Annotated in this window: 12 protein-coding genes and 1 tRNA gene; 4 read left to right on the top strand and 9 right to left on the bottom strand. The window is 67.8% G+C overall.

Annotated features, from left to right (window positions below; all coding sequences use genetic code 11):
• Window position 1: 1 nt before the first annotated feature.
• Window positions 2–754, top strand: coding sequence for an SGNH/GDSL hydrolase family protein (locus ACVBD7_RS12380; RefSeq protein WP_458093539.1), 753 nt, complete (start codon window positions 2–4; stop codon window positions 752–754).
• Here the strand turns inward: ACVBD7_RS12380 and obgE are convergent.
• From obgE to rplU, 3 genes are all read right to left on the bottom strand, one after another.
• Window positions 751–1,755, bottom strand: a complete 1,005-nt coding sequence (gene obgE / locus ACVBD7_RS12385) for a GTPase ObgE (RefSeq protein ID WP_458093540.1) — start codon at window positions 1,753–1,755, stop codon at window positions 751–753. The genes ACVBD7_RS12380 and obgE overlap by 4 nt on opposite strands.
• Before the next feature lie 69 nt (window positions 1,756–1,824).
• Entirely contained in the window at window positions 1,825–2,094 is a 270-nt protein-coding gene (gene rpmA, locus ACVBD7_RS12390; RefSeq protein ID WP_458093541.1) for a 50S ribosomal protein L27, read from the bottom strand.
• Window positions 2,095–2,123: 29 nt separating this feature from the next.
• Entirely contained in the window at window positions 2,124–2,432 is a 309-nt protein-coding gene (gene rplU, locus ACVBD7_RS12395; RefSeq protein WP_458093542.1) for a 50S ribosomal protein L21, read from the bottom strand.
• Window positions 2,433–2,651: 219 nt separating this feature from the next.
• Between rplU and ACVBD7_RS12400 the strand changes: the two genes are divergently transcribed.
• Together ACVBD7_RS12400 and ACVBD7_RS12405 are read left to right on the top strand one after the other, a co-directional pair.
• Window positions 2,652–2,741, top strand: a tRNA-Ser gene (locus tag ACVBD7_RS12400).
• Window positions 2,742–3,237: 496 nt separating this feature from the next.
• Window positions 3,238–4,038, top strand: a complete 801-nt coding sequence (locus ACVBD7_RS12405; protein WP_458093543.1) for an NF038132 family protein — start codon at window positions 3,238–3,240, stop codon at window positions 4,036–4,038.
• A gap of 1,075 nt (window positions 4,039–5,113) precedes the next feature.
• On the opposite strand, the gene ACVBD7_RS12410 is transcribed toward ACVBD7_RS12405, so the two are convergent.
• Complete coding sequence (locus ACVBD7_RS12410; RefSeq protein ID WP_458093544.1) at window positions 5,114–7,405, bottom strand: hypothetical protein; 2,292 nt, start codon at window positions 7,403–7,405, stop codon at window positions 5,114–5,116.
• A 672-nt stretch (window positions 7,406–8,077) separates the two neighbouring features.
• Here ACVBD7_RS12410 and ACVBD7_RS12415 point away from each other — a divergent pair.
• Window positions 8,078–8,359 carry a DUF6894 family protein gene (locus ACVBD7_RS12415; RefSeq protein ID WP_458093545.1) on the top strand — a complete coding sequence of 94 codons (282 nt, stop codon included), beginning with the start codon at window positions 8,078–8,080 and terminating at the stop codon, window positions 8,357–8,359.
• Between the two features lie 325 nt (window positions 8,360–8,684).
• On the opposite strand, the gene ACVBD7_RS12420 is transcribed toward ACVBD7_RS12415, so the two are convergent.
• The 5 genes from ACVBD7_RS12420 to ACVBD7_RS12440 form a co-directional block, all read right to left on the bottom strand.
• Window positions 8,685–9,566, bottom strand: a complete 882-nt coding sequence (locus ACVBD7_RS12420; protein ID WP_458093546.1) for a GNAT family N-acetyltransferase — start codon at window positions 9,564–9,566, stop codon at window positions 8,685–8,687.
• A 4-nt stretch (window positions 9,567–9,570) separates the two neighbouring features.
• Window positions 9,571–10,812 carry a DegT/DnrJ/EryC1/StrS family aminotransferase gene (locus ACVBD7_RS12425; protein WP_458093547.1) on the bottom strand — a complete coding sequence of 414 codons (1,242 nt, stop codon included), beginning with the start codon at window positions 10,810–10,812 and terminating at the stop codon, window positions 9,571–9,573.
• Between the two features lie 57 nt (window positions 10,813–10,869).
• Window positions 10,870–12,054: a hypothetical protein gene (locus ACVBD7_RS12430; RefSeq protein ID WP_458093548.1), complete on the bottom strand. Its 1,185-nt coding sequence runs from the start codon at window positions 12,052–12,054 to the stop codon at window positions 10,870–10,872.
• Window positions 12,055–12,125: 71 nt separating this feature from the next.
• The gene (locus ACVBD7_RS12435; protein WP_458093549.1) at window positions 12,126–13,196 is read right to left on the bottom strand and encodes an NAD(P)/FAD-dependent oxidoreductase; all 1,071 of its coding nucleotides are present in this window, start codon (window positions 13,194–13,196) and stop codon (window positions 12,126–12,128) included.
• The gene (locus ACVBD7_RS12440) at window positions 13,193–13,885 is read right to left on the bottom strand and encodes a methyltransferase domain-containing protein (RefSeq protein WP_458093550.1); all 693 of its coding nucleotides are present in this window, start codon (window positions 13,883–13,885) and stop codon (window positions 13,193–13,195) included. The genes ACVBD7_RS12435 and ACVBD7_RS12440 overlap by 4 nt, the downstream gene beginning before the upstream one ends.
• Between the last annotated feature and the right edge of the window lie 2 nt (window positions 13,886–13,887).

Consider the following 13,887-nt stretch of genomic DNA (forward strand, 5'->3'; position numbering starts at 1 on the left):
TATGCGGCTAAGCGCCCCCCGATTCGTCCGCCCTGCCCTTCTGGCCGGTATTCTGGCCACCTTTCTGCTCGGGCCGGCCCGAGCCGCACCGTGTGGCGCACCGGATGACCTCCTCGAGCCCTCCTCCCTCCCCGCCGTAGCCGCCGCCGTTACCGCCGGCCGGTTGACCGTGCTGGTTGTCGGGTCGGCCAGCGTGGCCGGTCCGGGCGGCAGCGGGGCGGACAGCGCCTATCCCGCCCAGCTCGAGACAATGCTGGCCCGCAGCCTGCCGGGCGTACGCGTGGAGGTGGTGGCGCAGGGTGGGCGGGGCATGGTCGCGGCGGATCACCTGGCGCTAATTCGCGCCGCGCTCGGCCAGCGCCCCCGGGCGCTGGTGTTGTGGCAGGCCGGCACGGTCGAGGCGGTGCGCGCCGCCGATGTGACGGAGATGACCGACGCGTTGCAGGAAGGCGCCGAACGGGTGCGGGAGACGGGAGGCGACCTGATCCTGGTCGATCCGCAATGGTCGCGCTTCCTGCGCGCCAATGCCGATGTGGAATCCTACCGCGATGCCCTGCGTGCCGCCGCTGCCGCGACCGGCGCCGGCTACTTCAGCCGCTACGCGCTGATGGGCGCCTGGGCAGAGGCCGGTACGGTGGATGTCGAGCGCGCCCCGCGCGACCTGAAGGTGGTAGAGGTGGACAAGCTTAATCGCTGCCTCGCCGAGTCCCTGACCGATATGATCATCCAGGGCGTGGCGGAGGCGCGGCGCTAAGTCGTCTCGCGCTCGCGATAGATCGTATCGGCCAGCAGCCGCAGCACCTCGGGAACGCCCGCGCCGGTGACGCCAGAAATGAGCAGGGGCTCCTTGCCCAGCACGCGGGCGAGCGCCTTCATGCGCGATGTCCGGGCCTGGGGCGTCATGGCGTCCATCTTGTTCAGCGCAACGATCTCCGGCTTATCGACCAGCCCACCGCCATAGCCCTCCAGCTCCGCGCGGACGGTGCGATAGGCCTCGGCCGGATCGGCCTGGGTGCCGTCGATCAGGTGTAGCAGCACGGCGCAACGCTCGATATGGCCGAGGAAGCGGTCACCCAGCCCCGCCCCCTCATGGGCGCCCTCGATCAGCCCGGGGATGTCCGCCAGCACGAACTCCTCCGTCGCGTTCAGGCGCACGACGCCGAGCTGCGGGTGCAGGGTGGTGAAGGGATAGTCCGCGATCTTCGGCCGCGCGGCGGAGGAAGCCGCGAGGAAGGTGGACTTGCCGGCATTGGGCAGCCCGACCAGCCCGGCATCGGCAATCAGCTTCAACCGCAGCCAGACCCAGCGCTCCTCCCCGGAATAGCCGGGATCGGCGCGGCGGGGGGCGCGGTTGGTGCTGGTCTTGTAATGGGCGTTGCCGTGGCCGCCATCGCCGCCGCGGCAGAGGATGGCGGTCTGGCCGGGCTCGGTCAGGTCGGCGAGCACGGTCTCCTTGTCATCGCCCAGGATGACGGTGCCGACCGGCACCTTGAGGACCACATCGTCGGAGGCGGCGCCCGTGCGATCGGAGCCCGCGCCATTGCCGCCCTTCCGCGCCTTGAAGTGCTGGGCGTAACGGTAATCGATGAGGGTGTTCAGCCCCTCGACGGCCTCGACAACCACATTGCCGCCACGGCCACCATTGCCGCCATCCGGGCCGCCGAACTCGATGTACTTCTCGCGCCGGAACGCGACCACGCCGTTCCCGCCGTCACCGGCCTTTAGATAGACCTTCGCTTCGTCGAGGAACTTCATGGTTGGACTTCCAAACGAAAACGGGGGCCACGAAGGGCCCCCGTGATCCTCAGCACTTGGGCTGAAGGCTTACTCGGCAGCGGCCGCCAGCGGCTCCACCGAGACCGCCACGCGGTCATCGGCCTTGCGCTCGAACTTCACGCGGCCATCCACGAGGGCGTGGAGGGAGTGGGTGCGGCCAACCAGCACGTTGCGACCTGCCATCATCTTCGTGCCACGCTGGGTCACAATGATGTTGCCGGCGCGCACGGCCTGGCCGCCGAACAGCTTGACGCCGAGGCGCTTGCCAGCGGAGTCACGCCCGTTGCGGGAGGAGCCGCCTGCCTTCTTATGAGCCATCTGTCAGGTCTCCTGGTCTATGCCGGGGATCAGAACTCGCCGATCCGCAGCACCGTCTGGTGCTGGCGGTGGCCGTTCTTGCGGCGGCTGTTCTGCCGGCGGCGCTTCTTGAAGATGATGATCTTGCTGCCGCGGTTCTGCTCGACGACCGTGGCGGTGATGGAAGCACCGGGAACAGTCGGGGCGCCGATCTGCAGGCCGTTGTCGCTGCCGAGCGCGAGCACGTCGTGGAAGGTGACCGTGGCGCCGGCCTCGGCGTCCAGCTTCTCCACCGTCAGCACGGCGTTCGGGGTCACGCGGTACTGCTTCCCGCCGGTGCGGATCACTGCGTAGGTCATAGGAATGCGGGTCCGCCTCGTCTCGGCCTGGGTCTCGGCTCGTCGGTCGTGCAAGAGCCGGCGGAGCCCACGCCCCAAGTGGTTACTTATGGGGGGCCTCGCCGGGAGAGGGGCGGCTTGTAGCGGGGTCCGGGCGCGAGAGTCAACCTTGGCAACACCAGCCGCTTCTGGATGCGTTGCGCGCGGCCGCGTGTCGGATTATAGGGCCGTCCACGCGCCGGAGAGGTGCCAGAGTGGCCGATTGGGCCGGTCTCGAAAACCGGAGTAGGGGCAACCCTACCGTGGGTTCGAATCCCACCCTCTCCGCCATTCCCTGTTCCCGCTACATCCCCAAGCGTTCCCACGAAGCCCTGTGATTCAGGCGTTCCGAGCGCGTTCTGCGGGCATTACGGGCCGCGATCTTCTCGTCCCTTCCTACCCCACCGCGAGAATGGACCGGGCACTCGACCAGGCAACGGCCAAGCCGGACCGAGCAATGGGAAGCAGGGGCGGTGCTGGCCGCCTCTCGGTCATTCAGCCTCGCAGCTGACACTATGTGGCCGTACCCACGGACTCGCGAGGCACTAAGAGGCTCTAGGCGCCCGGCCCTAACTCCTGCGCTGTTAACGGCCCCTTTCTACACGCCGATGCCGCGGAGGACCCCATTACCGACCGCAGACGTCGGTCCCGTTTACACATTCGTTACTGGTTCCGAATAGTCGATTTCATGTCGTTGAAATAACGAAGGAAAGCGGAGTGGCACGTGGCGTGCTCTCCTTGCGAGTTTGCCAGGAACATCCTGGTAGCTAAGACCAAGGATCATGACATGAAGGTCACTTTCCTGAAGCTCATCTTGCTCGCCGGAACCGCGACAAGCCTGGGCTTCGCCGCTACGTCCGTCGAGGCGGCGCCTCTTCCCGCTGGCTGGACTTCGATCGGCAACGCCGGCACGAACACGGTGGCTGATGGAGTGGTACCGCTGGCGCCCGGCTTCTCCAGCTATCAGTGGATCTCCACCGACCAGGGTGTCGATGGCGCGGGAAGGCTTCCAGTCGGGCCCACCGGCCAGGAGACGGACGGCTCCTACGCCCAGACGCCAACCTTCACCGTAGCTGCCGGTGATGCGCTGAACTTCTATTTCAACTACATTACGAGCGACGGTGCGCAATACACGGAGTACGCTTGGGCGGGCCTGTACATGGGCACGAGCAGTTTCGACAGCTACCTGTTCACGGCACGCACCACCCCCTCCGGCAACACAGTCCCTGGCAACGGCCTGCCGGGCTTGGGCGCCGGCGTCGTCCTGACGCCGTCCTCCACAGCTATCATTCAGGGCGGACCAGTCTTCTCGCCGCTTGGCGACAGTTCGGGCAGCTGCTTCGGCGCGGGTTGCGGTTATACTGGCTGGATCCAGATGCAATACACTTTCACTACTGCGGGCATGTACTCACTTGGCTTTGGCGTGACGAACGCGCTCGACAAGTCGTACGACACGGCCTTTGCAATTGCGGGCGTGTCCATCAACAACGTGCCGATCGACCCCAGCCCTGTTCCGGAACCCGCCTCCCTCGCCATTCTGGGCGTGGGGCTCCTTGGGCTTGGGCTAACCCGGCGCAAGTCGGCCTGAGTAAAGGCCTTGCCCGCCCCCGGCGGCCTTCAGAAAGCTGCCGGGACTCCGTCCGACGGTACGGCGTCGCGGGTCGGCTATTACCCTCCTGCCTAGGCCCCGTACCGTCTGCGCGGTCGAGGCTGCCCGACCCGCAACACACGTACTGCTCGATGCGGCAGGTATAACATCGGCCCGAAGTAAGCCTCGACTGGGGCTGCTCCGCAGCCTCACCAAGCAATCCCCGCCCTTGGTGCGACCTGAACGCTCCGCCAGCATCCGTTGCAGGGCAGTTCTTGTTCTGGCGAACTTCACCGACCAGCGAAGACGGACTGCACAATAGCGATAGCGAAACCGAGGCGCGCCGCTGTCTCGTTCATGCCCGACCGCCCTGGTACGCTGTGCGCCTGCATCAAAGGTCTGACGTGAGATGTCCGGGTCCCACGTTATCACCGGGCAACTGTTTCCCCGATCCTAGATACAGCAAAGGCAGTCGCCGCGGCAGCAACGTGGGCCGCGAAGCTTGCAAAGATGAATAAGGGTCTTCGGGCCGCTTCTGCACGGGCTGCAAGCAAAACAACGAACGACGCAAGAGCCGTTAGGAGTACTCCGGTTGCTTGTATCTGTCCTGAGCGACGGCAAGAGCGAGCGGCAACCAAGCCAGCAATGGCGGCTTGAGGTGTCCCGAAGTACCAACAGAAAGACGTCACCTACGCCCAGACCGTCCATCCCAGGTCAGATGCGAACCAGTGCCAAACGTGGCTGAGAGAGTGAAACGTCGGCGCCCGCGCGAAGGCCAGCACCAGACAGATTGCAAAAGCTGCTGGAGGCGGTCTGACTGCGACGAAGCTCAATGGAAGAATAAAGTAAGGGAGCATGGTCCCGATGGTGGCGGACACAAACGTTCCGCCAGCATTGGCGTTGACGAGATTGGTGCGTCGATGACCGCCCCGGGCGGAGCAGCGGCGCCTAAACCCGACTCGGACACTCATGTCCGGCGCACCTCTGTCTTGGACCGCCTGTCGTCACCGGATGATCCTCCAGCCGCGGGCTTGCTGCCACTAGCAGGTCGGCGCTCCTGCCCTCCGGCACCGGCTCACCCTTGCGGCAAAGCAAGGTTCTTGTGCGGAACCCTTACCAGCGCGCGGGGCTGGGCGAAAATCTTCGCCGGCGCCACGGTGGTCAGCCACGAGAGCGCAGCGCGAATTCGGCGCCGTTCCTCCGCTGCCCAGGGAAGGCCGGGGTGCAGCATCCAGACCAGGGCAATGACCCGCTGCAGGCCGTAATCCCCGCCGATGTCCACCCTCACCGCCTCGAAGTCGGTGCCATAGGAGCGGTAGCGGGTCCACGCCCTCGCCATGTCACCGAGCTGCTGCCACGTCCGGGCCATGGGCACGTCACGGCCTACCACCTGGTCCCATGTGTCGAGCTCAGCCTGCGTCAGTCTGGGCTTGCCGTCCGCCTTGATCGGGCGCCCACAGAGGATGCCGTAGTTGACTCCGTCCGCGTTGCAGAAGGCCGGATCGTGCTGCAGGGAGCCGACGAGCCAGTTGGCCTCCCAACGCAGGTGATCCATGGCGCCCGGCAGGCCCAGCAGGACGGATTGCACCTCCGCCGGCACGCCGAAGTCCTGCTGCCAGGGGGCAAAGGTCGTGGCGTCATCGCCCTTGATCGGCGCAGCATGGCCGTGGACCTCACCGCACTCCTCCGTCCAGCCGGGCCGCTTCATCGCCAGCCAGCGCAGGTTCGCCGCCAGCACGGCGCGAAAATAGCCGGGCGCCGGCTGCATCGCGTCGGGCGCGAGCATGACGCATTGCACGAAGCCGCGCCGGCCCCAGGACTTCGCACGCACCTGGTCGGCGCGCGTCATGAGGAAACCCTCGCCATCGCCGTCCCGGAGCTGTGTGAGGCGCGCGGCCCGGCCCTCGGGGGTGAGCGCCAGGTTCCTGGGCGTCCCGCGCCCGGACACCGCGCCCTGCGACTGCACCATCATGCTCCAGCATGCCTGCGCGACCATCGCCTCTATCCGGTGCCGGTCACCCGTCAGCAGATAGGCAACCAAGTGATCGTTGGGCTGGTGCGCCACATCCGGGCCGAACTTTGCTGCCTCCTGCCCACCGGGCAACCAGGTCGGATCTCGCACGTCCAACCAAAGCTTCGGACGATCCAGTGGCGTGAGGAATGCTTGTTCTTCGGTCAGCCACCAGTGCCACTGTACCCCCATGAGGGCGACGGAGCGGCCGAGGACGTACTCAGCCATGCCGGAGTCTGTGCCCATGAGGACGATCGCGGAGGGCTCCGGGACCATGCCGATATCGGGCCGGCCGCCGGTCCTGCCCATGTTCGGGATCAACCCGCGCAGGGCAAACGGCTCGGCCCAGCCCGGCGTTGTCATCTGGGCCACATAGGCGTCCCGCGCCGCCGGCAGATAGCCGCCGGTCGTGTAGGGACCGACCAGCCCCGCCCGGTGCAGGCGAGCAGTGTTCGGGAATGCCCAGCAAGGCACCGGCGCCGCCCTCCCATCCGGCCGCGCCCGCGCCTCGACCGGCAGCCAGGCCCCGAGCGGGTGAACCACGGGGCCCACAGAGGCGACCCGCGTGTTGTTCACCAGCACCGAGACGCTGTAGCGAGCAGCCACCGCCACATCCCTGCGGTTTGTGCCGGAAACTTTGCCGCCCTCCACCATGCGGAGGGGCGGCCGCAGGGCGATGTCGTTCCGGAAATTCGCCACCACCCGCACCGAGCCGTCCGCGAAGAGAGTCACGTCGACGGCGAGGTGCATGGTATTTGCCCCGACCATCTCGGGCCGGATCGGCAAATCGACGCGCCAGGAGAGCGCCAGCGGGCCGTCGCGCCAGCGGTCCTGGCCGGGAGTCAGTGGCAGATTGTGGGGCGAGAGGTTGCCTTCCTCACCCACCGCGACTGAGACCATCGCGCCGTTGAAGGGGCGGAGGTCGAAACCACCGGCGGAGCGCTGCGGCACGGCGACAAGCGGCAGATCGCCGGTTGCGCCGCGGCCGAGGCCGGGATCGCGCAGCGCCAGCAGCACGAGGGCGGCGCTGCCGTCCGGCCAACGGGTTGAGATGTCGGCCTGCACGGAGCCGGGCGTAGCGGCCGTCAGGGTCTCGCCGTTAGGAAGGTCGCCCTGCGCCAGGAAGATCGTGGTCTCCCGTACGGTGCCGGCAGGTGCCCCGGTGCCGACCAGCCGCAGGGTGGCGACAACGCGCCTCTCCGGCGACGTGGGTGGAACAGACGCCCGGGCGGGATTCGGCAGGGGCGCGGCAGCGGGAACGGTCTCGGCCGCGGCCAGCGCCTCGACGCTCTCGCCAAATGCGCGGAGGCTGGCGAAGGTGGCGAGCAGCACGTCGCGGCGGGAGGGCGTGTTCATTTGTGTGTTCTGTCCGATCAGGCCGGGCGGCCGATAGCGGCGAGGACCTCGTAGTTTACGAAAGTGCAGGCAAGCTCAAGTCCAGGCGCGACAAGTTTGGCTCTGAGCACCGTCGCTCGCGCGTTTATCACCGCTTCGTGTCAGTCGGGTTCGCTGCGCATCGCGCAGCCCACTGACATTTCGACGCAGGGTGTGACGGTGCCGCTGGCGATGCACCGATTTGCTTGGGCACGATAGCCCAAAGTCATGCGCGCTTTTTGCCAGACAGAGTTGTACTGCCGACCTCGAACTCAACTTCGCTCGTCAGTCGCCAGAGTTCTGACTTTGTAAATGCCGTGAGTGGCAGTGCCGTTGCTCACCCGATCACCAAGAAGAACGAGAGAGGCGCTTTGTTGCTGCAACCCACTGCCTGAGCATCCTTGACCACCATCGCGAGGACCTTTGCATCTTCGGCGCGAGGCGGAGCGCTCGAACTCCCTGCTTCAGTGTACAGGGTTTTTGTGCGTCAGCCCCGATTCGGACAGGCCCAGAAACATGAAACCCCGAAGGTCGAGGACCATCGGGGCGCAGCCATGCACTCGCTTACCAATTTTCACTCGCCTTGCATTGCTGCTCCAAGCAGAGCGGCATGCGTAGCTTGACTTCCCGGCCCGGAAGCTGTGCCATCTCGGTATGGCAACGTACTATTTCGATACGTTCGATGGACTTGAGCGGTGCCGAGATGAGAAAGGGGAAGACCTCCCTCACCGCGAGGCGGCGCGGGTCCATGCCCAGGAACTACTCCCCAACATCGCTGAACACCATCTCCCTGATGGTCACCGTCGTGACTTCATCGTTGACGTTCGAGACAGCCTAGGCATCATCATCTACACCTGTTCACTCTCGCTAACCGGCCGCTGGTTGGACTTCTCCGTCCCACCAAATGCCAATCGCCGGACCCTCCTTCCTGATTAGTTAGCCTTCGAGTCCAGGAGTGGCGTTACACCTCCTGCCACGCAGAGATGTGTGAGCCGGGCCAACGCGTCTTGCAGCGTCGCAATGGCGCTCACCTGTTCAATCCCCTTACGCTCGGCATAGTTCTTCAGCGTGCAGTCGCTAATTACGAACCTTCAAAACACGCCGGCTGCCAGCCAACCCATCACCCACCTTTCACCCTCAGATCCTCCTTCTGGGCACAGACGGGTCACAGAGCCGCCTGCGGTGCGACGGGCTTCTTCGTCAGGCGCCCAAGTCGTCGAAGGCATGCACAGCCTTCAGGCAATGAAGCGGGCCGCCCTGGTCAGGCCGGGGCGCGATAGGCCGGGAAATAGCCGCCAGCCAGCCGCCCAGCGGAAAGTCGAGCATAGGCCACCTCGTCCAGCACCTGCCCGCAGAGATGCACGGTGCGACTTGCGTTGGCGAAGCCGCGCTTGAACTGCGTCAGCCCGTCCCCGGCAGCATCCACCAGGCCGAACCCGCCACCAAGGTCGACCGCCTCACGCCTCGAGAAATACTCGATCGCCGCTGCATGAAGCGCGTAGGGCGCCCTTGCGCGGTAGCCCTCGGCGCTGGTGGCAGCGAGATGGCTGTAGGCGACGCGCCCGTCATCAATCCAGAGGTGCATGGCGACCACGCCCTCCGACTCTGCGACGAAGGTGTGCAGCCCCTCCGTCGGCGCGAGTGCGGCGAAGGAGGCGCGCGGAAAGGCATGCAGCCCGCTGATTGCGTGCCGCCTGGAGAGATCGCCATAGAGGCGGCACCAGTCTTCAAGGCAATCCTGCAGCCGCGCTTTGCGCACGCGACAGCGGCGGCCCGCGATGCGGATTTCCTGGCGGTGATGCGGCGTGGGGCTGAATGGCCCGGCGGCGCGTTCCACCGTCCAATGTGTTTTGAACGGTCTGATCGTGCCGAAAGCATCGCGCAGGCGGTCCGGCCCGGGAGCGGCGAAGGGATCGGCCACAACGACCGCACTGACCGCACCGGCCGCGCACAGCACCTCCATCCCTGCCGGCAGGTCGGCCCCCTCCCCCAATACGCAGAGCGGATAGGGACCGGCCGCGTCCACCATCCCATTGGGCGCGTCGCGCAGCATCATGGCGGTGCCCCAGGGCTCGACCCAGAGCGGGCGCCCCACATGCGCCATCGTCTCGGCATAGCGCAGCCCGGCATAGGGGTGGGTCATCAGTTCAGGCCGGGATGCGAGCCGCGGAGCGTCGCCGGACGCGCCCCGGGGCCGGCGCCGCGGCCCGCCGGGCAACGCTGCAGATATACTCCACCTGCGTCACGGTCATGTCGCGCCAGAAAGGCAAGCCGATCGCGCGACGGGCGATGGATTCGGTGACGGGCAGCGGATCGCGCGGACAACTGGCATAGGCGGGTTGGCGATGGCAGCCCTCCCCCCACCAGCGCAGCGTCCCGATCCCCTCCCGCCCAAGCTCAGCCACCGCGTCCAGCCGGTCCCCCGGCCAGAGGACGGAGAGCGTCGCGCTCACCCAACCTTCGCCGAAGCCCGGAGAGGGCGCGATCGGCCCATCGCCCGCCAGTGCCGCCGCGTAGTGTCCCGTGACAGCCAGCCAGCTCGCCCGCGTCTCCGGCCAGGCATCCAGCGCCGCGAGGCCGATCGCCGCCGCGTATTCCGACATCTTTGCATTCGTGCCGGCCAGCACCGCATCACGCGTGCCCAGGAAACCGAAATTCGAGAGCCGACGCAGACGCTCGATCCACTCCGCGTCGCCCGAGAGCACCACCCCGCCCTCCCCGATACCAAGGGCCTTGGTCGCGTGCAGGCTGACGATCACGGGGCAGGCGCCCACTGCCATTGCCCCCCCGGCCCGCAACGCGTCAAAGGCGGCCGCCGCGTCGATGATGACGGGGATGCCTGTGCGGGCGGAGAGCGCGTCCCAGCGCGCTGTGTCCAGCGGACGACCGAAGGGCGCGACAACGATGATCGCACCAATTTCCTGCAGGTCGGCGCGCCTCTCAACCGCATCGGGGTCCAGCGCCCAGGTGGCGGGATCCACATCGGCGAAGTGCGGCACGAGCCCCGCATCACGCACGGCGCCGGCGGTGGCGACGAAGGTCCAGGCCGGCATCAGGCACTTCATCCCCAGCGCCACCTCGCTCGCGCGCAGCGCTAGCGCCAGCGCCAGTGTCGCATTGGCGGTCAGCGCCACGCCCTCCGGCGCCACGTCGAAATGCGCGGCCAGGCGTGACTGCAGCCGCAGCCAGAGGAGCCCGTGATTTGCGTACCAGTGGTTCGCGTCGATCTCCTGCAGATAGGGCAGGATCGCTCGCGCCTCCGGCAGCCGCGGGCGCGCGACAGGAATAACGGGCGCCGCAAAGCCACGCGCCATGATCGGGCCGCCGGCCACGGCCGGCGCCCTCTCCGGGCGGGCAGGGCCGTGGGGGCGGGTCGCGTCCAGTGGCATCTCGCGCTCCTGACCACTCAACTCGGGCTTCGTGGGGCCGAAGACCCACGAAGCAGGCTAGGCGGGAAATCTTTCCAGACGGTTTCCAGCGCGCACGAGATCGGCCAGGTCGATCATGCCGCCGAGAAATCCGTCCACCCCGAAATCGCGTTCAGCGACCTCCAGCGCGGAGTCGGTCAGCGGGGCGTAGTCAGTGAGATCGTGGAACAGCGCGGCGATGCGTTCGCCCAGGTCGGGCGACGTCCAGTCCAGGCCGAAGAAACTTGGCAGCCCAACGAAGCGATCGCGTGTGAAATCGTTGTCGTCCGACACCACACAGGCCCGCGCGGCAAAGCCGTTCGGCACGCGCTCATGTACGCCGTGGCTGAAATTGGGGTTAGTGCTGACCAAGAACTGCGTTTCCGCGTAGATGCGCGACAACTCCGCTGCCGGCACGCCCGCCCGCAGCGTGGCGCGCGCGCCCGTCCTGTCCAGATGGTCCCAGCCCCGGCCGATGATGGTAGCGCCGAGCGGCAGTAATGCGCGGGCAAAGGCGGTCGCGCGCAGCGCCCGCGTGTGCAGATCCACCTCGAGGGTGAGCGCGAACAGGATCTCCAGCCGCTCCTCCAGGTGCAGGCCACGGGCGAGCGCGGCATCCAATACCAGCCCGGTGATGTCGCCGGTCGGGCGCCGCGCCGCGACCTCTGCCGCATCGAGCAGCACGGCACGCAGCGCACGGGGCCAACCCTCCCAAGCGGCGCGGCGTCGGGCGGGGTCCTCGCCGGTCTTCACGAAGACCATGCGGTGCGGTCGCCGCGACCAGGGCAGGAGACCGCGATGGGGATTCGGCAACACGCCATGCGGCAGCAGGGCGGAAATCTGCGGAGAGCGGATCAGGCGCCGCTGCACCTCAAGCCAGTCCCGGAACATGTAGCCATTCGCCACCCAGGACGAGGCCACGCGGTGGTTCACCGGAAGCTGGCACGGCGTATCAGCCATGGCCGAGATAAAGGGGACCTGCAGCATTTCCCACAGGTTGTCCCCGCCGATGTCCAGCCTCGCGCCAATGCCGGCCGCGCCCCATGCGAAGGCAATCCCCTCCCGAGCTAGCGGCTGCAACGCATCCGACCATCCCGGTGCATGCAAGTCGATGACGTGGCCGCGCAACCCCATTGGTGCCAGCGGCTCCATGACGGCGCGACTGAAATCGGCAAGGATGCCGTTCTCGTTCTCGCCCACGAAGGCGATGACATTGGCGGCCATCCTGGCGCCCCCGCATTGGTGCGTTTGCAGGATGACGTGGTGCGGTTAAGCGCGGGTGAAGCCGGGCGGCTTCAGGCTGCGTCGGGCAGCCTCGTGCGCGCTGCCGCTAGGCGCGCAGCGGCCGGCGACAGGTGGGCCGCCAGGGCCAGCGCACCCGGCGCGGTGTCCAGCAACCGCGCGATGGCACCCGCCCAGCGCATGGGCCGGTCCAGCCGACGGTTCAGCGCATCGTGGAATACGTCGGTGGGGCGGCCCGCCAGGATGGCCTGCGCCGCGTCCGTGCCGCCGGCCAGGGCCATCGCAACTCCCTCCCCAGCAAGCGAAGGCACCACCGCGAACTGGTCACCCACGCGGTACAGCCCGGGCTCTCCCGCGCCCCGGTAACGATAGCCATAGGGCACGCCGGCGATGGCCATCGGGCGCGGCGCCAGCGCCACGGCGCCCTGCAGCAGTGCCGCCGCCCGAGCCGATCCGGCCGAAATCCGCGCCAGCAATGCCGCCGGATCCCGCGCCTCCGTCCCGGCGCTATCCAATGCCGCGCAGAGATTCGCGCCGCCTCCTGCCCGCGGCTGCAGCCCGGCATATCCGCCCGCGAAGGGCAGAAGCACCACCTCATCCAGTGACGCGGCAAGTTGCAGGGGCAGCTTCAACCCGAGCGCACCGCCGCGTGTGGCTCGCGCATGGCCGCGCAATTCGTGCTTGCCGGTCGCCAGCACCAGCGCCGCCGCGTGCAGCACGGTGCCGTCCGAGAGCCGGGCGCACCATGCCCCGTCCTCGGGCAGCGCACCCGCAACCGCCCGCCCACGCAGCACGCGCGCGCCGGCCTCGGCGGCTGCCTCCAGAAGCGCCTTGTCCAGCACCGCCCTCGGCAGGCTCCAGGCGGCAAAGGGCAGCGCCCAGCCTGCCTCGCGCGCCCCAGACGCCAGCCTTGCGCCGGTGACCGGCACAGCGCCCAGCCCCCGCAGGGATAGCCCCAGCCCGTGCAGCAGCGCATCGGCATCGGGGCCGAGGAACTCGCCACACACCTTCTCGCGCGCCGCCGCCTCGCGCTCCACCAGAACAACCCGCACCCCGCCGCGGGCCAGAAGGATGGCCGCCGCCGCCCCCGCCGGCCCGCCGCCGATTACCAGGGTGTCCGTCACCCAGGGCCGCCCGCGACGGTCCAGCGGAAAGGGAAGGCCCAGCGCAGCTCCGCCCGCACGCCAGCTTGCGAGATCAATTGCTCCCAATCAGCGCGCGAGAAGCCGCGGGCGATGGAGACCGTGCTGTCATGCACCACCATCGGGTCCATTCGCAGCAGCCGCACACCGGCCCAGACCGTGGCCCAGGGAATGGGATGGCGGTGCAGGTCGCTGACCAGCCAGCCCAGCCGCGCGCGCGCCTCCATCCAGCGCAGGAAGCGCAACAGCAAGTCGTCATCCAGGTGATGCGTGAACAGCGCGCAGATCACCGCGTCGTAGCGCTCGGCGGGATCGAGGTCGAAGAGGTCGGCGGTGATCCAGCGCACCGGCAGCCCAGGATGCCGCGCCCGCGCATGCGCCGCCGCATGGGGCGAGCGGTCCAGCGCCGCCAACTCCACAGCAACCCCACGGCGCAGGCCCCAATCCGCGACGCGCGCGAGCATGTCGCCGCCACCCGCTCCCACATCCAGCACGCTCAGCCGCCGCGCGCCCGTGCGCCGCGCCAGCGCATCAAGCCAGCGAAGCGTCGGGCGGTAGGCCAGGCTCACGCGGTTGATGCGTTCGAGGTCACGCAGGGCGGAAGAGAAGGCGGAGAAATCCTGCGCGGCGTCGTCCATGATCTCGGGCGCAGAGGAGCGCGCGTGCAGCACCG

The organism is Roseomonas sp. WA12, assembly GCF_054165765.1.